This window comes from Dongia soli (assembly GCF_034044715.1).
Lineage (GTDB): Bacteria > Pseudomonadota > Alphaproteobacteria > Dongiales > Dongiaceae > Dongia_B > Dongia_B soli.
The window spans coordinates 1,359,163-1,382,003 of sequence record NZ_JAXCLW010000001.1 but is presented as its reverse complement, the minus strand read 5'-3'; the positions used below and the strand labels follow the sequence as shown (position 1 = coordinate 1,382,003).

Here is a 22,841-nt window from a genome sequence, read left to right as displayed (position 1 = left end):
GAGAATTATGCTAGTGTTCAATTATGGCGGAAACGCTTGGCTGGATCGAAAGGTTGGGTATCGATGACCGGGGTGCCGACAGAGGCCGAAAGTCGGGATGAAGAGGCCGCTGCCGGGCGAGCGGCACACACCGCGTTGCCGGCCGTGGCGCAGCCGGTCGACCGCACCATTGTCCTGGTCGGACTCATGGGTGCGGGCAAGAGCTGCATCGGCAAGCGCTTGGCCGCCCATCTGCACCTGCCCTTCACCGATGCCGATCGCGAGATTGAGGCAGCGGCTGGTTGCAGCATTTCCGATATTTTCGCCCGGCATGGCGAACAGGCCTTCCGGGATGGCGAACGCCGTGTCATCCAGCGGTTGCTTGGTAATCCGGTTCATGTGCTGGCAACCGGCGGTGGCGCCTTCATGGACCCTAACACCCGCGCCTTGATCAAGGAGCGGGCATTCTCCATCTGGCTGCGGGCTGACCTTGATCTGCTGGTCAAACGCGTCGCCCGGCGCAATGAGCGGCCATTGTTGCAGAATGTCGACCAGCGGCAGAAGCTGGCCGAGCTGATGGGCATCCGCTATCCGGTCTATGCCGAAGCGGATCTGACAGTGGACTCCACCGACGGCCCCCCCGAAGCCACCCTGGCCCGGGTGATCGCCGCGCTGAACGATCATCGCCCGGCGGCCCATTCGACCTTCGCGCCACGCAAGGTGGCGCCATGAGCCGGATCGACCAAGCCGAGACCGTCCGCGTCGAGCTCGGTACCCGCAGCTACGATATCCTGGTGGGGCGCGGCCTCATCAGCCGGGCCGGCGAATTCGCAGCACCGCTGCTCAACCAGAAGCGCGTCATCATCGTCACCGATGCCAATGTCGCCCGACATCACCTGGAGGTCCTGGACCAAGCCTTTGTGCAGGCTGGCATCGCGACCCAGCGCATCGTGCTGCCGGCCGGCGAACAGACCAAGAGCTTCGCGCAGTTAGAAGAGCTGTGCGGCCGCCTGCTCGACCTCAAGGCCGAGCGCAGCACCACATTGGTCGCATTGGGCGGCGGCGTAATCGGCGATCTCACCGGCTTCGCCGCCTCGATCCTGCTGCGCGGCGTCGACTTCATTCAGGTGCCGACCACATTGCTCGCCCAAGTCGACAGTTCGGTCGGCGGCAAGACCGGCATCAATATGGCCCAGGGCAAGAACCTGATCGGCAGTTTCTACCAGCCGCGCTTGGTTCTGGCCGATACCGCAGCACTTGACACGCTACCGAAGCGCGAATTGCGGGCCGGCTATGCTGAAGTGGTGAAATACGGCTTGATCGACAGTTCCGAATTCTTCACCTGGCTGGAATGTCACGCTGCCGGGATCATCGCCGGCGACGAAGCCGCTAGGCGACAAGCGATTGTCACCAGTTGCCGTGCCAAAGCCGGCATTGTCGGCGCCGACGAGCGCGAATCGGCGCAACGCGCGCTGCTCAATCTCGGCCACACGTTCGGCCATGCGCTGGAAGCCGAATGCGGCTATTCCGACGAATTGCTGCATGGCGAGGCGGTGGCGATCGGCATGGTCATGGCCTTCGATCTCTCCGCCCGGCTGGGCCTGGCGCCGCTGGAAGATGCGGCGAGGTTGCGGCGGCATCTCGCCAGCATCGGCCTGCCGACCGATCCCGGCTGGGTCGAAGGGCGGAACTGGGTCGCCGAGCGGCTGATCGAGCATATGGGCAAGGACAAGAAGGTGAAAGACGGGCGGATCGGCTTCGTCTTGGCTCATGGCATCGGCAAGGCCTTCTCACCAGCCTATGTTGATCTCGCCGAGGTCGCCACCTTGCTGGAAGTCAGCATCGCCGCCTGAGGTCGACCCAGCCACCCGACAATCGACACTTTCCAACCGGCAGAACTTTCTGGGGAGATGAGCGTGACGCCGACGACGGTGATGATTCTTTATATTGCGCTGTTGATCTGCCTGATCCTCTGCTCCGGTTTCTTCTCGGGCTCGGAGACCGCCTTGACTGCCGCCTCGCGGGCGCGGATCCATGCGCTGGTCAGCCAGGGCAACCCCCGCGCCAAGACCGTGGCCAAACTGCATGGCCGCATGGAGCGCGTGATCAGCACTATCCTGCTTGGAAATACGGCGCTCAACAGCGCCACCGCCGCCCTAATGACTCTGGTGATGGACCAATATGTCGGTCATAGCGGCATGGCCTTCTGGATCGCCACGATCGCCGCGACCAGCGTACTCTTCATCTTTGCCGAGGTGATGCCGAAGACCTTCGCGATCAACAATGCCGATCGCTGCGCGCTGCTTGCCTCGCCACCCCTCTGGCTCCTGGTGCGTCTCGCTTATCCGATCACCAAGGTGACACAGCTCATCGTCAACGGCCTGCTCCGCCTGTTCGGCGTCCAGGTGGCCGCCACCCCCGGCACCGAAGAACGGCTGGAAGAATTGCGCGGCGCCATCGATCTGCATTCGGAGTCGACCGAGGAAATTCGGGAAGCGAATGCCATGCTGCATTCGATCCTCGATCTCGACGATGTACCGGTTTCGGATATCATGGTCCACCGCCGCAATATGGTGATGATCGAGGCCAGCCAGCCAGCGGCGGAGATCGTCCGCGAGGTTCTGGCCAGCCCGCATACCCGCATCCCGCTCTGGCGCGACGAGCCAGACAATATCATCGGCGTGTTGCATGCCAAGGCGCTGCTGCGCGCTTTGGAAGCCAATGCCTGGCAGGTCGATGGCCTCGATATCGAAAGCCTGGCCGCAAAGCCCTGGTTCATTCCCGACAGCACCAGCCTGCTGGCGCAACTCGAGGCCTTCCGCAAGAGGCGCGAACATTTCGCTATCGTGGTCGATGAATACGGCGCGCTGATGGGGATCGTCACGCTGGAAGACATTCTGGAAGAGATCGTCGGCGATATCGCCGATGAACATGATGTTAGCGTCGAAGGGGTGCATCCGGAAGAAGACGGCAGCTATCTGGTCGATGGCAGCGTGACCTTGCGCGACCTCAACCGCGAATTCGGCTGGCGGCTGCCCGATGAGGAAGCTTCGACCGTGGCCGGTCTGGTGCTGCATGAGGCGCGGCAAATCCCGATGCCTGGACAGGTTTTCGTCTTCTATGGCTTCCGTTTCGAGATTCTCGAACGCCAGCGCAACCAAGTGAAACGGCTGCGGCTAACCCCGGTCAATCCGGAAGCCGATGGTACCGAGCAGAACGGCAATGGCGAAGTGACCGTCCTGCTAGCCGGCCCGAAAGGCGACCGCCAGCGGCGCGAGTCGCATTGAAAGCATATGAGATCGCATGACCAGCTATCCTACCGAGCTTCCCCCGCCCGCCTCGCGTGAAGAAATCCATCAACGCAAATATGATTTTCGCGGCTTCCGCCGCAGCGATGGCCTTTATGACATCGAAGGGCGGATGACCGATGCCAAGACCTACGATTTTCCCAATCAATGGCGCGGCACCATTCCCGCAGGCGAGCCCTACCACGACATGCGCATCCGCCTGACGCTGGATGACGATTTCACCATCGTCGAGATCGCCGTGGTGACGGCAGCCAGCCCCTATGAAATCTGCGCGGCGATCATTCCCGCCTTCCAACAGCTGCGCGGCGCCCGCGTCGGGCCCGGCTGGAGCCGCGTGCTACGGCAGCATTTCGGCGGCAGCCATGGCTGCACCCATCATGTGGAGATGCTGCGCGCCATGGGCACGGTGGCATTCCAAACGATCTACAGCCATCGCGAGCGCACGAAGCGAGAGCAGATAAAGCGTGAGGGTGGCGAGAGCAAGACGGAAGGTCCCCCGACCGATCCCGGCGATGCGAGCAGCGCCAAGCGGCGCAAGCCCGGCTTCCTTGACACTTGCCACGCGCTCGCTTCGGACGGTGAGATCGTTCGCCAGCAATGGCCGGCGTTTTATACCGGGCCGGCGGGCGAGACGGATGAGGATCGGTAGCCTGAGGGTTGCTTCGGCGGCGGCGTGTCGGGTAGCGCCAGTGGACCTGCTGTCTTGATCACGCGAAGCGCGAAATTCGAGCGAATATCGGCAATCATCGGCAGGACCAGTAGCCGATCCGACAAAAGGCGCTCATAGGCGGCGAGATCCGCAACCGCCAGTTCTACCAGGAAATCGGCGGCGCCGGAAACCATGCAGCAGGAGACGACCTCCGGGATCGCCAGCAAAGCCGCCGTCAGCTCATCGGCATTGCTGCGTGAATGCCGCCCCACCTTGATCTCGATAAAGACCGTCAGCCCCAGCCCGACCCTGGTGCGGTCGATCTCCGCCCGGTAGCCGGCGATGACGCCGGCCGCCTCCAGTCGCTTGGTCCGTCGCAGGCAAGGCGAGGGCGAGAGATTGATGCGCTCGGCGAGATCGACATTGGTCAGCCGGCCATCCGCCTGCAAGGCTTTTAGGATTCGTATATCTGTCTCATCTAGCTGTTCGATTGGCATCTTATGCTCACGAATCCGGAAAGATCAGGCGAAGATTGCTCCCTCTTCACCTAGGCGGCCACACTTGGCAAGGACATGCCTTGCCTTTTGGCACATTATTGCTGGGTCTTTCTCAGGAGAGGAACCGAGCCATCCCATCGCTGGAAAGTGCCGGACCGCCATTGCAGCTGACCGGTGTGCGGTCCAAGGCTATCGGCCTCGCGGCCGCCCTCGTCACCGTGGTGATCTGGTCTGGCTGGATTGTTGCGACCCGATATTCTGCGGAAACCGAACTTGGTCCGATCGATATCGGCCTGCTGCGCTATGGCCTGCCCGCTATCGTCCTCGCGCCGGTCTGGTGGCGCTGCCGGCCGCTACCGCGCAACGTCCCGCTTTTGCCCCTCGGGATCATGCTCGCCGGCTCGGGAGCCCCTTTCCTGCTGATTGCCGCCGCCGGCATGCGCTTTGCTCCCGCCGCGGAGATCGGCGCGCTGCTGCCCGGCACCATGCCCCTCTGGGCAGCGCTGATCGGTTGTCTGCTTGGAACAGCGCGCTTCGCTCGCCGCCAAATACTGGGTTACGTGCTGATCGGCATGGGAATTGCCGCCATAGCCGCCGGCGACTTCCATCATGCGCAACCCTGGACTCAACCGGCGAAGGGCAATGCCCTGTCAGCGGCCTGGCTCGGCCATGGCCTATTCTTGATGGCCGCGATGTTCTGGGCTGCCTACAGCCATGCCTTCAAGAAAACCGGCCTCACTGCCCTGCAGGCCGCCGCTATCACCGCCTTCTGGTCCTTTTTGTGTCATCTTGCCCTGGCGATCGTCTTCGGCAGCAGGATCGGCCAGATCGGTGTCGCGGTCTGGCTGCCGCAATTGCTGATCCAGGGTGGACTTTCGGGTTTGATCGCCATCGTCGCTTATGGCATCGCGGTGCGGCAGCTCGGCGCAACTCGCGCGGCCGCTTTCAGCGCTTTGGTTCCAGCCTTGACCTTACTGGGCGGCCTGTTGCTGCTGGGTGAAAGCGTGCAGCCGCTCACATCACTGGCGACGGCCTGCGTCACGTTTGGCGTGGCCCTTGCGACCGGCCTCCAGCGCAGCGGAAAATAACATATTCCGACTGCAACGCGGCGATCCGATATCAGTCCGCGCGGCGCCTCGGCAATCCGCCATGTCCTGCGCTGCGATGACCGCGTTCGGTTGCCGCCGCCCGGAAATAAGCCAAGGCGTAGGCCCGGATCGAGGCGGTGAGGCTCGATTCCCCGCGATGGCGATTCACTTCGGTGCAGAGCTGATGCAGCGATAGATTTTCGCGCGTCCCGATTTCAAGCAGCGCATCCCACATTTCCGGTTCCAGCCGAAGGCTCGTGCGCCGACCAGCTACCGTGACGTTGCGGGCAATCATCGTTCTATCCAATCCCAGTTGTACAGAACTTCGCCCGGTCGCACCTTCGGGTGCGGCTTTATGTGATCCCTTCATGACGGCAGTCCACCCTTCCCCCAAAAGAGCTTATGCGTATATTCCCAAGCAGGTGACGCCAGACAAGTCAATAATTTTTGCTAAAAATTATCTTAATTTGAACTTATCGAAAGTAGTGTTGCGCGGGTTTCATCGATTCTGCTGCTTTCGGTTGCGACAATCTACCGCAGTACATCAGAAGCGGTAATCAAAACTTAATCGGCCCGACAACCTAGTGGACAGCCGATAGAACCGCCGCGCGCCAAATCGCCGCAAGTCTTCTAGCGGGTTTTTGCCCGGCTCCATGGAAGTCTTCGACAGGCGTTTACTCGCCGGGTGCCCGTGTCACCAAAGAGAGCGCATGTACCGGATTGTTCATGTCATCCGCCAAAGTGGCATAGACAAGGCGTTGGCGCTCAACCCGGGATTTGCCCGCGAAAGCGGCGGCTGTAATTTCGATCCGGAAATGTGTTTCGCCGCTTTCGCGCCAGCCCGCATGGCCGTGGTGCTCATTGGTCTGGTCGATGACGGCGAGCGCCTCGGGCTGAAAAGCCGTGCGCAGTTTTGCTTCCAGACGATCGGCGACCTGCCCCATGATAATCACTCCATTCATCTAGGGTGGCCAGCCTGCCGGCATCGCGGTGAAGCATTAGCCGCTGGCCGCAAGGATGGTTACGGAGAAGTCGCGCATTTGACAAGTCCGTCGCATGCAACGCTGTTCCCTGTGCAGTGCGGTCGCGCGATACTTGCCTTAGCAGCGGCGAAAACCCATACTATTGGCATGCCGAAATCCATGAACCAACGATATCGGCGCCGAGACTCATTCGAGGACGCGCAGCCGCAAATCACCCTCTGCAACCATCCCGGTTGCACCGAGGCGGGGGTTCATCGCGCGCCGAAATCACGGCAAAAGCTGAACGAATATTACTGGTTCTGCCTGGAGCACGTGCGCGCCTACAACAAGGCTTGGGATTACTATGCCGGCATGAATCAAGCTGAAATCGAGCGGCAAATGCGCCAGGACATCGTCGGACAACGGCCCACTTGGCCGTTGGGCCGTCTTGGTGCTCACCACCGTTTTGGCGTCAAAGGCGATTTCGTGCCGGATGACGTCGCCGAAGCCTTGAACGGCGAGCAAGCGAAGCGGGAACGGCAACAGCGCGCCAAGGCCGCAACCTCTCCGGAGGAACAGGCTTTGGCAGTGCTTAACCTGAGCTGGCCTGCCACTTTCGATGAGATCAAGCTGCGCTATAAGAGTTTGGTGAAAAAGCTCCATCCCGATGCTAATGGCGGCGACAAAACGGCGGAAGAGCAGCTGAAATTGGTCAACCAGGCTTATAGCACGCTGAAAGCCGCGGCCATCGCCGGGGCGTGACGGGCGTTTCCGCGAAGCGGACCCCGCTCTAGCGTTATTCCGGTCCCTTCAGGAACGACGCGACCCGGCACGCATGCTGGCGAGGCGTATATGCCGGGCAGACGAGGCTGGATTGCGCATATTGTCACCCCGTGGTCGTTCCCTGCGCTCCGACCTAGCGCAATCCCACTATAATCGAGTAGAAATTGCCAACGACGCAGTAATGTAACGAAAGCGGATCACTTTATCATGGCAGCCACCAGCGCGGCGGCGGAAAAGACCGCCACCCCCGATATCTCCATCTCCGTCAGCCAGGTCTTCGGCCTGGAATCCGACATGCAGGTGCCGGCGTTCAGCCAACGTAGCGAACATGTACCGGATGTCGACGAATCCTATCGCTTCGATCATGACACCACGATGGCGATCCTGGCCGGTTTTGCCTATAACCGCCGCGTCATGATCCAGGGTTATCACGGCACCGGTAAATCGACCCATGTCGAGCAGGTCGCCGCGCGTCTCAATTGGCCCTGCATCCGCATCAATCTGGATAGCCATATCAGCCGCATCGACCTGATCGGCAAGGACGCCATCGTCCTGAAGGACGGCAAGCAGGTGACCGAATACCGAGAAGGCCTCTTGCCTTGGGCCCTGCAACATCCGACCGCTTTGGTCTTCGACGAATATGATGCCGGCCGGCCCGACGTGATGTTCGTGATCCAGCGCGTGCTGGAAGTCGAAGGCAAGCTGACCTTGCTGGACCAGAACAAGGTGATCCGGCCGCATCCGGCCTTCCGGCTGTTCGCCACCGCCAACACGATCGGCCTTGGCGATACGACCGGCCTCTATCACGGCACCCAGCAGATCAACCAGGGCCAAATGGACCGCTGGAACATCGTCGCCACGTTGAACTATTTGCCGCATGACGACGAGGTGAATATCTGCGTTTCCAAATCGCCGACCTATGACAACGATGCCGGCCGCAAGACGATCGGGGCCATGGTGGCCTGCGCCGAATTGACCCGTGCCGGCTTCATCAACGGCGACATCTCCACCGTCATGAGTCCACGTACCGTCATCACCTGGGCCGAGAATGCCCGCATCTTCAACGATGTCGGCTTTGCCTTCCGCGTCTCGTTCCTCAACAAATGCGACGAGCTGGAACGGCCAATCGTCGCGGAATATTACCAGCGCTGTTTCGGTGTCGATCTGAAGGACAGCATCACACGGGCGCAGCTGGTTTAAGAACCGAGGCATCGTCATGTCCAGCCCCTTCAATCCGCTGGAGGAGTTCCGCCGCATCACCGGCGCGACCATGCGCGCCATCGCGGAAAAGAACGATGTGCAGGCGAGCTTCTCGCCCGGCCCAGCGAATCTGCTGGGCAGCGAAGCCCGCCTACCTTTGCCGGCACGCCATCTGCCGGCGGCGGAAGTCGCCTATGCCCGAGGTGAGGCCGATGCCATCGCGCTGAAGCTTCGTTATCACGACAACAAGCTGCATGCCCGCGAATGCCCGAAAACGCCGCTCGCCCGCGAAGTGTTCAATGCGGTCGAACAAGCGCGGGTGGAAGCCCTGGGCAGCCAGCGCATGGTCGGGGTTTCGGAAAACCTGACGGCGGCGCTGAAGGAGCATTGCAAACTGAAGGGCTTCGCCCGGATCAATTCGCGTCAGGAAGCCAACCTGGCCGATGTCATGCGCCTGCTGGTGCGCGAGGCGATCACCGGCCAGCCAGTGCCGGACAGCGCCAAGGCCATGGTCGATCTGTGGCGCGCCGATCTGGACCAGAAGGTACGGGACGATATCGCCCATCTGCGCGACGAATTGCATGACCAGCGCGCCTATGCGAAGGCGGTGCGCCGCCTGCTCGCCGATCTGGAGATGGAAGCAAGCGACGAGGATTTCGATTCCAGCGACGATCAAAGCGACGAGCAGGACGATCAGCAGAACCAGCCTGACGACCAGCCGCAGCAGCAAGGCGGCGAACAGGGTGAAACCGATCAGCCGCCGCCGATGGACAAATCCGCTGCCGAGGGCGAAGCCGAGGCAGAAGAGATGGCCGGCAGCGAAGACGAGATGGATATGCCGACCGAGGACGGGGAAGAACAACCCGGCAAACCCGGTCGACGTCAGGAACACGATCTCGGGCGCAATCGCCATGATTCCGCCTATAAGCCGTTCACCAATCAGTTCGATGAAGTGATCGGCGCTGAAGAGCTGTGCGACCCGGATGAATTGACGCGCTTGCGCCAGATGCTGGATCAGCAGCTGGTCAATCTGCAGGCAGTCGTGGCGAAGCTTGCCAACCGGCTGCAGCGGCGATTGCTGGCAAAGCAGAACCGATCCTGGAACTTCGATCTGGAAGAAGGCCTGCTGGATGCCGCGCGGCTGCCGCGTGTCATCGTCAATCCGGAATTGCCGCTGAGCTACAAGCAGGAAAGCGATACCGAATTCCGCGACACGGTCGTCACCCTGCTGATCGACAACTCGGGGTCGATGCGCGGGCGGCCGATCACCGTCGCTGCGATGACTGGCGATATCCTGGCGCGAACCTTGGAGCGCTGCGGTGTGAAGGTCGAGATCCTCGGCTTCACCACGCGCATGTGGAAGGGCGGCCAGTCCCGCGAAGCCTGGATTGCCGCCAACAAGCCAAGCAGTCCCGGCCGTCTCAATGACTTGCGGCATATCATTTATAAGGCGGCGGATACGCCTTGGCGGCGGGCCCGGAAGAATCTGGGGCTGATGCTGCGCGAAGGCATCCTCAAGGAAAATATCGACGGCGAGGCGCTGCTTTGGGCCCATAGCCGGCTGATCGGCCGCCCCGAGCAGCGCAAGATCCTGATGGTGATCTCCGACGGTGCGCCGGTCGATGATTCCACCCTGTCGGTCAATCCTGGCAATTATCTGGAACATCATCTGCGCGAGGTGATCGACTGGGTCGAGACGCGATCGGCGGTGGAGATCGTCGCCATCGGCATCGGCCATGACGTCACCCGCTATTACCGCCGCGCCGTTACAATCGTCGATGCCGAGCAATTGGGCGGCACGGTGCTGGAGCAATTGGCCGCCTTGTTCGAGGAAGACCATCAGCCGCGCCGTCGCCGGCGCTAGAGACCTCAAGGATAAGCGGCGGCGTCGATAAGACGACCATGCTGAAAAGCTGGCGCTGGCGGAACGGCGTATTGCTAGGAAAGAGCAGCCTGTTTCGGCGGCCGCCCCGATCAAACGGACTTCCCACAAGCAAAGCGTCCTATCGGCATGTTGTCGTTCCCAAGCGAGTGTTTCTGACGCCTGTTTCCGGGCGAGCTGTTTTCCAGCCAGGGCGCGTCGTGATACCTTGATACGTCATGTTGGAAAGGGCGAGGCGCATATGACAGGGCATCAGCACGGTTCGACGCGGCCTGCACGCGGGTTGGGTGCAGGCTGGTTCGCTTCCGTGCAGCGAATTGGTCTCGCAATCGTCACGGCTTCTGCCCTCATCTTCCTGTCATGCACGGCATCGCCGGCCGGCGCCGATACGGTCGAGGCGTTGAAAGAACGCAAGTCGATCATTCTGGGTGTCCGCGCCGATCAGCCGCCATTCTCTCAAATCAAGGACGGCAAGCCGGACGGCTATGCCGTGGCGTTGTGCCAGGAAATCGTCAAGACCTTGCGCGAGACCCAGAACATGCCGGATCTCGGCATCACCTATGTCACGGTCAGCGCTGATTCGCGGTTCGACGATCTGGCCACCGGCAAGATCGACCTGCTTTGCGAGGGAACGTCGGAAACGATCCAGCGCATGCAGAAATTCGACTTCACCCTGCAAATCTGGGTTTCCGGCACCGGTTTGATGACACGGACCGACAGCGATGTCGCCAATATGCGCGACCTGGAAGGGGAGCGGATCGGCGTCGTCGGCAACACCTCGACCGAAGCGATGCTGCGCGCAACCTTGCACCGTCTGCTGATCACCGGCGACGTGGTGACCTTTGAGAGCCATCTATCCGCCTTGAAAGCGCTGGAGGACAAGAAGATTGCAGCATATTTCGCGGATCGCGATACGCTGGTTGTCTTACGGGCACAGAGCAAGGAACCGGACAGCCTGCGGGTCGCCGACGAATCCCTTAGCCTGGAACCTTTCGCTTTCGCGCTACGCCCGAACGACGATCGCCTCCGGGTGATTGCAAATCTAGCCTTGTCACGGCTTTATCGTTCCGGCAAGGCGCAGGAATTGTTCCATGTCTATTTTCCAAATTCGGAACCCAGCGCCCTGCTGAAGGCGCTCTTCATCCTGCAGGCAATACCGGAGATTTGAGCCGGTCGTTGCCGCGGTCTCAACTGCCGATGGTTTCGTGCAGAAAGGCGACCGTGCGATCCCAGGCCTGGCGCGCCTCCGCCGCCTCATAGTTCTGGCCGGTGGGATTGGCGAAGGCATGATTGGCATTGTAGCGATAGATGGTCGCTTTCTTGCCGATCTTCTTCAGCCGCGCCTCGAAGGTATTCACCGATTCCGGCGTGATCGATTGGTCAAGATTGCCGAAATGGCCGAGAACCGGTCCCTTCAGTTTCTGCAAGGCGGATTCATCGGGCGTGACATCGCCGTAATAGATGACCGTCGCCTCGACCGGCCGCGCCAAGGAGGCACGGAGGGACCAGCCGCCGCCAAAGCACCAGCCGATCATCGCCAGCTTGCCATTGCTTTCCGGCCGCTTGCGCAGGTAGTCGATCCAGGTGGTGAGCGTTTCCGTCGCCTGCTCGGGCTGCACGGCATCCTTCAACTGGCGTGCTGTCGCCACATCTGTCGCGACTTTGCCGTTATAAAGATCGCTGGCGAGGGTGAGATAGCCGATCTTGGTCAGTTCCGCCGCTACGCTTTTGATCTGATCGTTGAGGCCCCACCATTCCGGCACCAGCACCACGGCGCCGGCCGGCGTCTTGGCCGGTACGCCCAACGCGCCGGAGATGTCGCGGCCGCTCGGTGTCTTCGTGGTGATGGTGGTTAGGCTTTCCGCCGCGGCGGCCACCTTGACCGGATCGGCGAGCAATGCCGCGAGGGACAGTCCGGCGAGGCCGGTCATGACATGACGGCGTGGAAGATCGTTCATCTGCAACCTCCATTTCAGCTATCGTCATCGGCCTGCGCGCGGCGACAGTTTAGCATCCGCACCGGATCGATCCAGACCGAATCCCATTCAGGGCGGTCCGTCATCGATCCGCGGCGGCAGCGATGTGAGGGGCCTAGCCCGATTACGTCGTTGCGGTCGCCACAGCCAGCAATGGTGACGAGCCTGTCCGCCGGTAGCGCAGGCGATCCTCCGGCGGCAGGAACCAGCCGGCGAGATAGACGAAGGGTGCCTCTGCCACCGCCATCGCCAAGCGGATCCAATAGGTGCCGATGACATAGGTGAAGATAAGCGCCCTGAGGCCGAGCGGCGGTTCGCCGAGCAGCCAGGGGAAGACCATCCAGGCGAGACTATTGAAGATGATGTTGTCGATTAGCGCCGAGATCGCCGTCGAGCCGCCGGCCCTGAGCCGCATATGACGGCTGCCGGTCCAGGCGCGGAACTCCTGGAACACCGGGACGTCATTGAACTGGCTGATCAGATAGCTGGTCATGCTGGCTGCCAGCAGGGTCGGCGCTGGCAGGAACAGGGCCATGATGTGGTCGTGATTGGGCAATGCCCAGGCCATCGCTTCGCCGCTTCTGCCGCTGTCATCGGCCGGTAGCCGATGGCCAGCATCATCATGCAGGTCATCAGCAGCATGACGGCAAAACCAAGCCAGAAGCCGCGCCGTGCAGGCGCCCGGCCGTAATATTCCGTCAGCACATCGGGCCGGCCGGACCGAACAGCTGCAGCATGGCGGGGATCAGGTTAAAACAGAGCAGCATCTCGATGATCAGCAGATCTCGGGCGGCAAAGTGTCCAGATAGGCAACGAAATCGGACAGCATCGATACCTCCCTTCCTCGGTGACCGGGAAGATGCCCGGGCGAGGTGCTGACGGGCCGCGATCGCGGCTAATCATAAATGCGGAAAAGCCCGCGGCATGCGCGGGCTTTTCAATACGGTTCCGGCAAGGTCAACAACCGGGCGAAACGGCCCGGGACAGCGCGGCCTTAGGCAGCAGCCTTGGCGGCAGCCTTTTCGATCCGGCGCTTCAGCTTGCGGGCTTCGTCCGTCAGCTTGGAATCCGACGTGCCGAGCAGGAAGGAGTCGAGACCGCCATTATGCTCGATGGTCCGGATCGCATTGACGGTCAGGCGGAGCTTCACCGGCTGGTTGAGCGTATCCGAGACCAGCGAGGTTTCCTGCAGATTGGGCATGAAACGACGCTTGGTCTTGTTATTGGCATGGCTGACATTATTGCCAACCTGAACACCCTTGCCGGTGATGGCGCAACGACGAGCCATGACCAAATCCTTTTCTTTTCAGATATTTGTCTAAATTAAAACGGCCGGATGAACCCTTTTCCGGCCAAGTCGCGGCGGTTCTACCGGTTTAAGGCCGCTTGGTCAAGGCGATTCCGGCCGTTTCCGCCCGAAAGGCCGTCAGTCCGCTTTGAAGAACTGCGCCAGCAGCTCCCGGGCGGCGGCCCCCGGGGTCGTCTTACCGGCGACGACCCTGGCTTCCAGCATGGCCAGCCGTTCGGCCACGCCCGGATGGGCCTTCAGGCTTTCGAGCAGGCTGTCCGACAATTCGCGCCAGAGCCAGCTGCGCGCCTGCTCGCGGCGCCGCGCGGTCAGTTCGCCGCTGGCCGACATCTGGCGCTCGAAGCCGATCACCTTGTCCCAGATTTCCGGCATGCCGGTGCCCTGCAGGGCCGAGGCTTGCACGACCTCCGTGGTCCAGGCGCGGTGCATCGGATGCATCAGGCGGAGAGCATTGGCGTAATCCGCCGCAGTCCGCCGGGCGGCGGCAGCGAGATCGCCATCGGCCTTGTTGACGATGACGAGATCGGCCAGTTCCATGATGCCCCGCTTGATGCCCTGAAGGTCGTCCCCGCCCGAAGGCAGGAGCAAGAGCAGGAACATATCGACCATCTCGGCAACCGTGGTTTCCGACTGACCGACGCCGACCGTCTCGACGATGATGAGATCGAAGCCCGCCGCCTCGCAGACCAGCAGCGCCTCGCGCGTACGGCGCGCGACACCGCCGAGCGCCATGCCGGCCGGCGAGGGTCGGATGAAGGCTTCCGGCCGGCGCGACAGTTCCGCCATGCGGGTCTTGTCGCCGAGGATCGAGCCGCCCGAGACCCGCGAGGTGGGATCGACGGCAAGCACGGCCGGGCGCCGCCCCTGATCGATCACGAACTGGCCAAAAGCTTCGATGAAGGTGGATTTGCCGACACCGGGCGGTCCGGAAATGCCGAGGCGGATTGACTTGCCCGTTACCGGCAGGAGCCGGTCCAGCAAGGCCTCGGCCGAACGCCGATGATCCGCCCGGTCGGATTCGACGAGGGTGATCGACCGCGCCAGTGCCCGCCGATCGCCGGCCAGCACCCGTTCGGCCAAGGCAGCAACATCCACCGTCATTAGACTGTTTCCCGCTGGGTCGCAGTCTGCGTCGCCATCAACGCGGCATCCTGGGCCGCCGCTTCCTGTTGGCGGCGCCACATGGCGGCGTATTTGCCATTGGCCGCCAGCAGCTCGGGATGCCGTCCACGTTCGGCGACACGGCCATCTTCCAGCACGATGATCTCATCGGCATCGATCACCGTGGAGAGGCGATGGGCGATGACCAGGGTCGTGTGATTGCGTGCCATGTCACGCAAATTGGCCTGGATGTCCCGCTCCGTCTGGCTGTCGAGCGCCGAGGTCGCCTCGTCGAAGAGCAGGATCGGCGGTGCTTTCAGAATGGTGCGGGCGATGGCGACGCGCTGCTTCTCGCCGCCGGACAGTTTCAGGCCGCGCTCGCCGACTTTGGTCGCGTAACCGTCCGGCAGCTTGGCCACGAAAGAGTGAATCTGCGCCAGCCGCGCCGCTTCCTCGATCTCCGCCCGGCTGGCGCCCGGCCGGCCATAGGCGATGTTATATTCGACCGTGTCGTTGAAGAGTACGGTGTCCTGCGGCACGATGCCGATGGCGGCGCGCACGGATTGCTGCTGCACGTCGCGCAGATCCTGGCCATCGATGGTGACGCGGCCCTGTTGCACGTCATAGAAGCGGAACAGCAGCCGTGAGATGGTCGATTTGCCGGCGCCGCTGGGCCCGACGATCGCCAAAGTGCGGCCGGGTTCGACTTTGAAGCTGACGCCCTTCAGGATTGGGCGGCGCGGGTCATAGCCGAAATAGACGTTCTCGAAGGCGACCGCACCCGCGGTGACCTGGACCGGCGGTGCACCCGGCTTGTCGGCGATATCGACATCGACCAGCAGCAGGGCGAACATCGCCTCCATATCGATCAGCGACTGGCGAATTTCCCGATAGACCGTGCCGAGGAAATTGAGCGGCAAATAGAGCTGGATAAGATAAGCATTGACCAACACGAAATCGCCGACGGTCAGGCGCTTGTCGACAACGCCGCTGGCCGCCAGAGCCATCATCAATGTGACGCCGGCGGCGATGATGAAGGCCTGGCCGACATTCAAGGTGGCCAGGCTGGTCCGGCTCTTAACCGCTGCCTGTTCATAGACCTTCAGCGCCACATCGTAACGCCGCGCCTCATGCGCCTCGTTGTTGAAGTATTTGACGGTCTCGTAATTGAGCAGGCTGTCGACCGCCTTGGTATTGGCCGACTGGTCGGATTCGTTCATCACCCGGCGGTACTTGATGCGCCATTCGGTCACGGTCAGCGTGTACCAGATGTAAAGACCGATCGTGCTTGCGGTGATGGCGGCGAAGCGCCAATCGTAGAGCTTCCACAGGATGATGCAAACCAGAGCGATTTCCAGCAGCGTCGGCAGCACGTTGAAGAGGATGAAGAAGAGCAGGAATTCGATGCCTTTGGCGCCACGCTCGATCGCCCGGCTGAGGCCGCCGGTCTGGCGGTCGAGGTGGAACTTCAGCGACAGGGCATGCAGATGCCGGAAGGTGTCGAGCGCGACCTGACGGATCGCCCGCTGCGCCACCTTGGCGAAAATGCCATCGCGCAATTCCGCGAAGGCCTGGGAAAGCACGCGGGCGAGACCGTAAGCGAGCAACAGGCCGACCGGCACGACCAACAAGGTCGCCACGCCAGGTTTCAGCGTCAGATCGTCAACCATGTGCTTGAAGAGAATCGGCACATAGATATTGGCGACCTTCGCGATCACCAGGCAGGCGATGGCGAGCAGGACGCGAACGCGCAGGTCCCACTGCCCGGCCGGCCAAAGATGCGGCAGTAGCGATTTGAAGGCATACCACTGGCCCGCCTTGGGTGTCGGGGTCGGCGGTACCGAGGACTGGGGCGTCGTGACCTGGTCAGCCATGACGCGTCCCCAGCCGTGTCCTTAAGCGGTCAATGTTCGACGGCACGGCCGAGGCTATTGGCCATGACGAGATAGAGCTTGCCGACATCGGCGGTAATGAAGGTGGCATCAAGAACGGCCTCCGGATCTGCACTGCGGGATTGGGACAGCAGATCCTCAAATTTTTGAATATAGCGATCGACCATATCATGGAAGCGTTCATCGCGCTGGTAACGCTGTTCGATCGCCGGGATGACGTAGGAATCCTTCATGCGGAACAGGCGACGGGCGAAGACCGACTTTTCGCCGTCGCGATACCGCTTCCAGACCTCGTCGGGGATTTCGGTATCGAGCAGGTTGTGGATGTCGAGCGCCAAGCCGTTCAACTCGTCGATCATCACCCCGGCGGCCCGAAGGAAAGCATCCCGTGTGGCATTGTGCTGGGTCTGGCGCAACTGCTCCAGCCGTTCCAGCGCCAGGCTGGAACTTTGGGCTAGATCGGCGCTGTGGCTGCGGAAGGCCTGGCCGAGCTGATCGGCCTTGCTGCCGGCATCGGCGATCGCCCGCTCAAGCGCACTGGCCTGGGTCTCGAACTGCTTGCCGAGGCTCACGGCGCGCTTCATCGCCTGATCGGCGGCTCCCTGCATGCCGGTCATCCGCTGGTCGAGATCGCTCGTCACCTCGGTGAGATGCGCCTTCATACGATCGGCCGCCTCTCCCAGCATGGTGACCTGGCGGGCCAGCATGGTGGTGGTGGCGGTGGCATCGCTGCGCGCGGCATCGCTGCTCTGGCGCACCGAAGAGGCCGCCGCGGCGAAATCCGCCATCTGCGCGCGGAGCTGGGTCTGGACCGATTCCGCCAGATCGCCGACCTGCTTGCTGAGCGTCGTGAGATCTCCTACCTGGTCGCGCAAGGCTTCCTTTATGCCACCCACCTGATTCATCGAGGCCTGGGTGACGGTGCTAAGCGCCTCAGCGCCTTCACGGAAGGACTGCACGATGCCCTTGGCCTGGCGGGCGGTTTCCTGCGTCGTGTTGCGCAACAGCTTGACCAGCGTTTCGATCGAGGCGCCAAGCTGACCGATCTGCTCTTCCCCGGCCTTGCCGGCTTCGCCGATCGCGGCGACGCGGTTGCTGAGGGACCGATGGACATCATCCTGCCGGATTACCGTCTGGTCGATGATCGTCACCAGCGAATCGGCGCGCTGCTGCAGCGCCTCGCCCACTTCGGTGAGCTTCCGCTTCGCCGCCTCGCTGCCCTCGCCAAGCTGGCGCATATGGGTCTGATAAAGTGTTGCCAAATCGCCGCCGCGTTTCAGGCTGTCATCGAGCGCTGCCTGCAGGTTGCTGCATTGCTGTTCAATTGACTGCCGCGCGGCGGCCGCCTTGTCGAGCGCCAGGCGCGCCGCCTCGTCGAGCACAGTGAGATGCTGGCGCAGCGATTCCTGCAAATCGCCGGCACCGCCGGTCGCCTTGGCCGCCGCCTCGGTCAATGTCGCTGCTTCCGTGCGGAAGACGGTGCCGATCACCTGCGCTTCCATCGTCACCTTCTCGGCGACATCGCGCAGGTCCTGGATCTGGGCACGCAAGGCTTGGCGGATGCTCTCGGTGGTTTCCGCGGTCTCCTGCATCGCCGCCTTCAGATCGTCATGCTGACGCGCCAGCGATTGAGACAAGGTTACCGCCTGGGCGGCGGCCGCCTCGCTGGCGGCCTGGATGCCGGCTGCATGGTTCGACATGATGGACTGGACGGCGTTCGCCAATTCCGTGGCATGGGCCTGCAACTGCCGCCCCGCTTCCGCGGCCCGTTCATTGATTTCAACGCCGGCGCGATTGGCCGCCTTGGATTGGGTCACCAGGGCATCGCGCATGGTGATGGCCGCCTCGGTCGCCTGGGCCGTCGCCTTGCCGAGGGTGGCCGACTGCGCATCGGCCGCCGCCGCCATCTGGCGTCCCTGTTCGGCGATGCCTTCGAAGAGACCGGCGATCCGAGTGTTTTCCGATTCCAGCACTTCGCGCAATTGCGCTGCGGCAGTTTCGCCGGTCGTCTGCAACGCAGTCGTCTGTTCCCGCCCGATATCGCCGATCCGGGTGAAGCCGTCCTTCAAGGTGGCAGCGATTTGCTCGGCCTGGACTCGCGCTGCGGCGGCGAGACCTTCGCTTTCCTGCACGGCGGCCGCCGTCGCCTTGGCGATATCCTGGGCATGTTTCGTTAAAGCGGTTTCGAACAGGCTGGCAGCTTCCGTTGCCACCTTGATCAACGCTTCGCGCTGTTCCACGGTTGCCGCGGTCAAAACCGTGGTTTTCTCACCCACTGCCTCGACGGTAGACTGCAACGCCGCAGCCTGCTGTCGCAGCAGTTCCTCGAACTTCTCGGCCGCAGTTTCTGCCAAAGCCGATAGGCGATCAGTTTCGCCCCGCAAGGTGGATTGGAGATCGCGGCTGCGTTGTTCGAGCTGCAGGATGCTGGCATCTTGGGCCGCCGATTGGCGCGCGATCTGCTCTTCCAGGCGCTTGGCTGTGGTTTCGCTGACCTGCTCCAGCATCTTCGTCTGCTCGCCCATCTTCTCGGCGAATTGCGTTGACGACGACGCCAGAGTCTCGCTGAGCTTGCCGGTGGTCTCGCCGGCCAGGCTGTTCAAACGGCTGCTTTGTTCCTCCAGCAGCGCCTGCAAATTGCGGCTGCGCTTTTCGAGCTCGGTAGTGGCGGTTTCGTGGGCAGCGGCATGGCGGGCGATCTCAGCGGCCAGCCGTTCCGCCGTGGCTGCACTCAGTTGCTCCAGCGTCGCGCCCTGTTCCGAGAGGTCCGAGGCGAAACGAGTTGCAGTACTGCGCAGCAGTTGCGTCAGCCTGGCCGTGGCCTCGCCGGCGGTATCATTCAGGCGCTGGCTTTCTGTCTGTAGTGCCGTCTGCAAATCCTTAGCGCGCTCGGCGAGATCGGTAATGGCCTTTTCCTGCGCCGACGCCTGCTCGGCGATTTCCGCACGCAGCCGTTCGGCGGCGGCAGTGGTGGTTTCCTCAAGGCGGCCGCCCTGCCGGGAAATATCTTCGGCAAAACGGGTGGAAGCGGCCTGCAGCAACTGATCCAGGTTTTCAGTGGCGCTGCCGGCGGCAGCTTTCAGGCTTTCAGCTTGCGTCTGCAAGGCGGCCTGCATCTCCTGGGCGCGCTGGATGAGATCGGCAATCGCCTTTTCCTGGAGCGCGATCTGCCCGGCGATTTCGTCGCGCAGGCGGGAGGCCGTCGTCGTACTGGTTTCCTCCAGCCGCTGGCCCTGCCGGGAGATGTCCTCGGCAAAGCGTGTTGCAGCTGCCTGCAGTAAGAGGCCGAGCTTCTCCGTCGCCGCACCAGCTGAGGCATTGAGACTCTCGCCCTGTGTCTGGACTACGAAGCGCATCTCACCCGCCTGACGCTCGAGATCGGCAAAGACCTGCTTCTGCGTCGTAATCTGCTGGGCGATCTCCGCCTGCAGGCGGGCAATCGCAGTGGCGCCGGTCTCCGCGATGCTTTTTCCCTGCTGGACGACTTCCCCCGCGAAACGGATCGAGGCCGCCTGCAGGGATTGATCAAGCTTGAGTGCCACCTCGTTTGCCGCCGTCCCGAGGCGGTCTCCCTGGCTTTGCAAGGCCACCTGCATTTCGCGCAGGCGCTGCTCCAATTCGCCAATCGTCTTTTCCTGGGCGGCGATCTGCTGCACGATCTCAGAGCGCAAACGGATCGAAGCCGTCGTGCTGACAGCGTCCAGGGTTTCGCCATGGCGGGTGACATCGTCGGTGATGCGGCTTGCCGAGGATTGAAGGAGCTGTTCCAGCCGCGCCGCTTCGGCATCGACCGTCGTCGCCAGTTCACGCTGTCGGCGATCGGCGAGATCGCTGATTTCCGCCAAACGCTGCTCATGGGCTTTCAAGTGGTCAAGGAAGCGCTGGCCGGCCTTGTCCGCCGCATCATCCAGACGTTGCCCTTGCTGATCGATCAGCGCGGTGAGCTCGCCATTGCGGGCCTCGGTATCGGCGATCACATCGGCGATATGCTGGCGCTGCTCTGCCAGCAATGCCGAGAACCGGCCGGCGCCGCGATTGGCAGCGGCCTCCAGGATCATCGCCTGCTTGTCGAGCAATTGCACGAGTTCGTTGTTCTTGCGTTCGGCCAAAGCGACGAGACCGTCGAGATGTGCCTGATGCGCCTCTGCCTGGACCTTGAAACGTTGCGCCGAGGCATCGGCAGCGAGGCCGAGGCGGACGCCTTGCTGATCAACCAGTTCCGCCAGTTTCTCCGATTGCTCGCCAACCGCGATGCCGACCTCGTCCATGCGGCGGCCAAGATCGCCAATTCGCGCGGCCAGCTGATCGACCGTCTCGTGAGCTGCTTCCGCAATGGATTGCCGATGCCGCTCCAGTTCGCTGTTCAAGGCACGGCCATGCCCGCCGATCCGATCGGCGGTGGTGGCGGCAACCGCTGCGATCTCACCGCCAAGGCGGTCCAGGGCAGCGCGGAACTGCTCGCCGGCAAGCTGGGCCGCCTGGCTGAGACGCTGCGCCTGGGTCCGGCTGAGCTGCTCGAGCGCGGCATTATCGGCCGCCGTTTGTTCGCCGGTCCGCAAAATCTGGTCACTCAATTGAGTCAGGCTGACGATGAGATCATCGGCGATGCCGCGCGTCGTATCGATGATCGCATCGCCTTGTTCGCGCAGGCTGCGCTGAATCTCGCTGGTCTTGCGCGTCATTTCCGCGACCGTGGCGGAAGAGCTGGCGAAGGCAACTTCCTGATGGCGCTTCAAGGCCAAAGCGAGACGTGTGGCGGCATCATCGGCCGCGTGATCAAGCTCGACGCGATGCTGATCCAGGGCTGCCGTGAGCCGCTGCTCCTGGTGCTGCAGATCCTCAAAGAGCAAGGTGAGGCGACGCGCCTCTTCGCCGGTCGTTTCGGCGAGCTTGCTGTTATGACCGTCAATCGCCTGGCTGAGGCCCGCCAGATAATCGGCGATCCCCCGCTCAAGCTCACGATGGCGTTGTGCTGCCGACGCCGTCGCCTGGTCCAGGGCCTCGCGTTCGGTTGCCACCACCGCTTCCAGCCGCTTGCCTGCCGTGGTGATGCCCTCCTGCAGGAGATCGGCCTGGCGTCCGACAGCAGCCAGGAGTTCGCCTTGCGCTGCCTCGCTATGACGGGTGGCACCGAGAATCGCCTGGATCTGTCCTTCCAGTTTGTCGGCGACGATCTTGACCTGATCTGCCGCCCGGTCGCGATTTTGCTGCAGCACGGTGGTGAGGCGCGCCGCCATTTCTTCCGCCAGGCGGCCGGCCGCATCGCCGGACTGCGCCAAACCATTCATCAAATCGGCAATGGTCGTGTTGAGCTTGTCGCCAACGGCGTTACCCGCCGTCTCCAGCGCCGCGGCCTGGGCAGTCACCTGATTGCGCAACGCGGATTCCTGACGTGCCGCCTGTTCCGCCGCATCGCTGAGATGGCGCGACAATTGATCGATTTCGGCGCCCAACCGGCCGGCAGCGCGTTCAGCGACATCGTCGAGCCGCAAGGCTTCGGTTTCGATCGCATCGCGCACCGTCGAGCCGTGGTCCATCAAGCCGTCGATGATGCTCTCGATGACAATGCGCTTCTCATCCATGGCTTCGGCCACCCGGGCCATGCCTTCCGCCGTCAGGCGTTCCAGGGCCATTGTCTGATCGGCGATCACCGTCTCGATCCGCTCGCGCTGGGAATCGGCCGCTGCAGTCATCTCGGCCAACATGCGCCGCTGCTCGGCCAGGGCCGTCTCGACTTCCGCCTGCTTGTCGCTGCTGCTGCGCGCTACCGCCTCCAGTTCCTTTGCCTGATGGCGGAAGACATCGCGCATCTTCGCCAAGGTCTTATCGGCATAATCGGTGGCCTGGGTGAGGTCGATCGATTGCTGGCGCAAAGCCGAGGCGATGCTGGCGATCCGCGCCTCGCTTGCTTCATCGGGATAGGTCAGGAGCTGCAACTGCGCTTCCAGGCTCGCCGTATGCCGGGCGAAATCCTGGCGTCGCAACAGGACGAAGAAAATCAGCCAGAGCACCAGCAGGGGCAAAGCCGCTGCCGTGACAATGGCCCCCAACTCATTCGGCATCAGCTCATTGATGATATCAAGACCGATCGCGCTATCGAGATAGATGAGACAGGCGATGAGCCAGGCCAATGAGAGCAGGCAGACGATAGTCGTGGACCACGGATAACCGCGCCGGTCCTGGACGGGTTTGTTGTCGGCCATGATGGGATCGCC

At 62.4% G+C, this 22,841-nt stretch carries 19 protein-coding genes; 9 read left to right on the top strand and 10 right to left on the bottom strand.

Annotation, left to right across the window (positions count from 1 at the left end):
* Positions 1–36: 36 nt before the first annotated feature.
* The 4 genes from SMD27_RS06340 to SMD27_RS06325 all read left to right on the top strand — a co-directional run bounded on the left by SMD27_RS06340 (position 37) and on the right by SMD27_RS06325 (position 3,936).
* Positions 37–711 carry a shikimate kinase gene (locus SMD27_RS06340; protein ID WP_320507476.1) on the top strand — a complete coding sequence of 225 codons (675 nt, stop codon included), beginning with the start codon at positions 37–39 and terminating at the stop codon, positions 709–711.
* Positions 708–1,832, top strand: a complete 1,125-nt coding sequence (aroB, locus tag SMD27_RS06335; protein ID WP_320507475.1) for a 3-dehydroquinate synthase — start codon at positions 708–710, stop codon at positions 1,830–1,832. Before SMD27_RS06340 ends, aroB begins: the two co-directional genes overlap by 4 nt.
* A gap of 63 nt (positions 1,833–1,895) precedes the next feature.
* A complete protein-coding gene (locus SMD27_RS06330) occupies positions 1,896–3,266 on the top strand; it encodes an HlyC/CorC family transporter (RefSeq protein ID WP_320507474.1) in 1,371 nt (456 codons plus the stop codon).
* A gap of 16 nt (positions 3,267–3,282) precedes the next feature.
* Entirely contained in the window at positions 3,283–3,936 is a 654-nt protein-coding gene (locus SMD27_RS06325) for a DUF2889 domain-containing protein (RefSeq protein WP_320507473.1), read from the top strand.
* Here the strand turns inward: SMD27_RS06325 and SMD27_RS06320 are convergent.
* Entirely contained in the window at positions 3,897–4,433 is a 537-nt protein-coding gene (locus SMD27_RS06320) for an Lrp/AsnC family transcriptional regulator (RefSeq protein WP_320507472.1), read from the bottom strand. The two genes, SMD27_RS06325 and SMD27_RS06320, sit on opposite strands and share 40 nt — an antisense overlap.
* An 80-nt stretch (positions 4,434–4,513) precedes the next feature.
* Between SMD27_RS06320 and SMD27_RS06315 the strand changes: the two genes are divergently transcribed.
* Complete coding sequence (locus SMD27_RS06315; RefSeq protein ID WP_320507471.1) at positions 4,514–5,521, top strand: DMT family transporter; 1,008 nt, start codon at positions 4,514–4,516, stop codon at positions 5,519–5,521.
* A 31-nt stretch (positions 5,522–5,552) separates the two neighbouring features.
* Here SMD27_RS06315 and SMD27_RS06310 read toward each other — a convergent pair whose 3' ends face one another.
* Complete coding sequence (locus SMD27_RS06310) at positions 5,553–5,816, bottom strand: ribbon-helix-helix domain-containing protein (RefSeq protein ID WP_320507470.1); 264 nt, start codon at positions 5,814–5,816, stop codon at positions 5,553–5,555.
* A gap of 379 nt (positions 5,817–6,195) precedes the next feature.
* Positions 6,196–6,465, bottom strand: a complete 270-nt coding sequence (locus SMD27_RS06305; RefSeq protein WP_320507469.1) for a BolA family protein — start codon at positions 6,463–6,465, stop codon at positions 6,196–6,198.
* Positions 6,466–6,663: 198 nt separating this feature from the next.
* Here SMD27_RS06305 and SMD27_RS06300 point away from each other — a divergent pair, with 198 nt between their 5' ends.
* The 4 genes from SMD27_RS06300 to SMD27_RS06285 all read left to right on the top strand — a co-directional run bounded on the left by SMD27_RS06300 (position 6,664) and on the right by SMD27_RS06285 (position 11,516).
* On the top strand, positions 6,664–7,245 hold the full coding sequence (locus SMD27_RS06300; protein WP_320507468.1) for a J domain-containing protein: 582 nt from the start codon (positions 6,664–6,666) through the stop codon (positions 7,243–7,245).
* A gap of 228 nt (positions 7,246–7,473) precedes the next feature.
* Positions 7,474–8,466 carry a cobaltochelatase subunit CobS gene (gene cobS, locus SMD27_RS06295; protein ID WP_320507467.1) on the top strand — a complete coding sequence of 331 codons (993 nt, stop codon included), beginning with the start codon at positions 7,474–7,476 and terminating at the stop codon, positions 8,464–8,466.
* A 16-nt stretch (positions 8,467–8,482) separates the two neighbouring features.
* Positions 8,483–10,330, top strand: coding sequence for a cobaltochelatase subunit CobT (cobT, locus tag SMD27_RS06290; protein WP_320507466.1), 1,848 nt, complete (start codon positions 8,483–8,485; stop codon positions 10,328–10,330).
* A 259-nt stretch (positions 10,331–10,589) separates the two neighbouring features.
* Positions 10,590–11,516: an amino acid ABC transporter substrate-binding protein gene (locus SMD27_RS06285; protein ID WP_320507465.1), complete on the top strand. Its 927-nt coding sequence runs from the start codon at positions 10,590–10,592 to the stop codon at positions 11,514–11,516.
* A 19-nt stretch (positions 11,517–11,535) separates the two neighbouring features.
* On the opposite strand, the gene SMD27_RS06280 is transcribed toward SMD27_RS06285, so the two are convergent.
* The 7 genes from SMD27_RS06280 to SMD27_RS06255 all read right to left on the bottom strand — a co-directional run bounded on the left by SMD27_RS06280 (position 11,536) and on the right by SMD27_RS06255 (position 22,829).
* The gene (locus SMD27_RS06280) at positions 11,536–12,306 is read right to left on the bottom strand and encodes a dienelactone hydrolase family protein (protein ID WP_320507464.1); all 771 of its coding nucleotides are present in this window, start codon (positions 12,304–12,306) and stop codon (positions 11,536–11,538) included.
* A 142-nt stretch (positions 12,307–12,448) separates the two neighbouring features.
* Positions 12,449–12,892 (bottom strand): queuosine precursor transporter, encoded by a 444-nt coding sequence (locus SMD27_RS06275; RefSeq protein WP_320507463.1) that lies wholly within the window; start codon positions 12,890–12,892, stop codon positions 12,449–12,451.
* Entirely contained in the window at positions 12,814–13,029 is a 216-nt protein-coding gene (locus SMD27_RS24110; protein WP_379991168.1) for a VUT family protein, read from the bottom strand. Before SMD27_RS24110 ends, SMD27_RS06275 begins: the two co-directional genes overlap by 79 nt.
* A 289-nt stretch (positions 13,030–13,318) precedes the next feature.
* The gene (rpmB, locus tag SMD27_RS06270) at positions 13,319–13,612 is read right to left on the bottom strand and encodes a 50S ribosomal protein L28 (protein WP_320507462.1); all 294 of its coding nucleotides are present in this window, start codon (positions 13,610–13,612) and stop codon (positions 13,319–13,321) included.
* A 138-nt stretch (positions 13,613–13,750) separates the two neighbouring features.
* On the bottom strand, positions 13,751–14,734 hold the full coding sequence (gene meaB / locus SMD27_RS06265; protein ID WP_320507461.1) for a methylmalonyl Co-A mutase-associated GTPase MeaB: 984 nt from the start codon (positions 14,732–14,734) through the stop codon (positions 13,751–13,753).
* Entirely contained in the window at positions 14,734–16,608 is a 1,875-nt protein-coding gene (locus tag SMD27_RS06260; protein WP_320507460.1) for an ABCB family ABC transporter ATP-binding protein/permease, read from the bottom strand. The genes meaB and SMD27_RS06260 overlap by 1 nt, the downstream gene beginning before the upstream one ends.
* A gap of 29 nt (positions 16,609–16,637) precedes the next feature.
* Positions 16,638–22,829, bottom strand: coding sequence for a coiled-coil domain-containing protein (locus SMD27_RS06255; protein ID WP_320507459.1), 6,192 nt, complete (start codon positions 22,827–22,829; stop codon positions 16,638–16,640).
* Positions 22,830–22,841 lie beyond the last annotated feature (12 nt).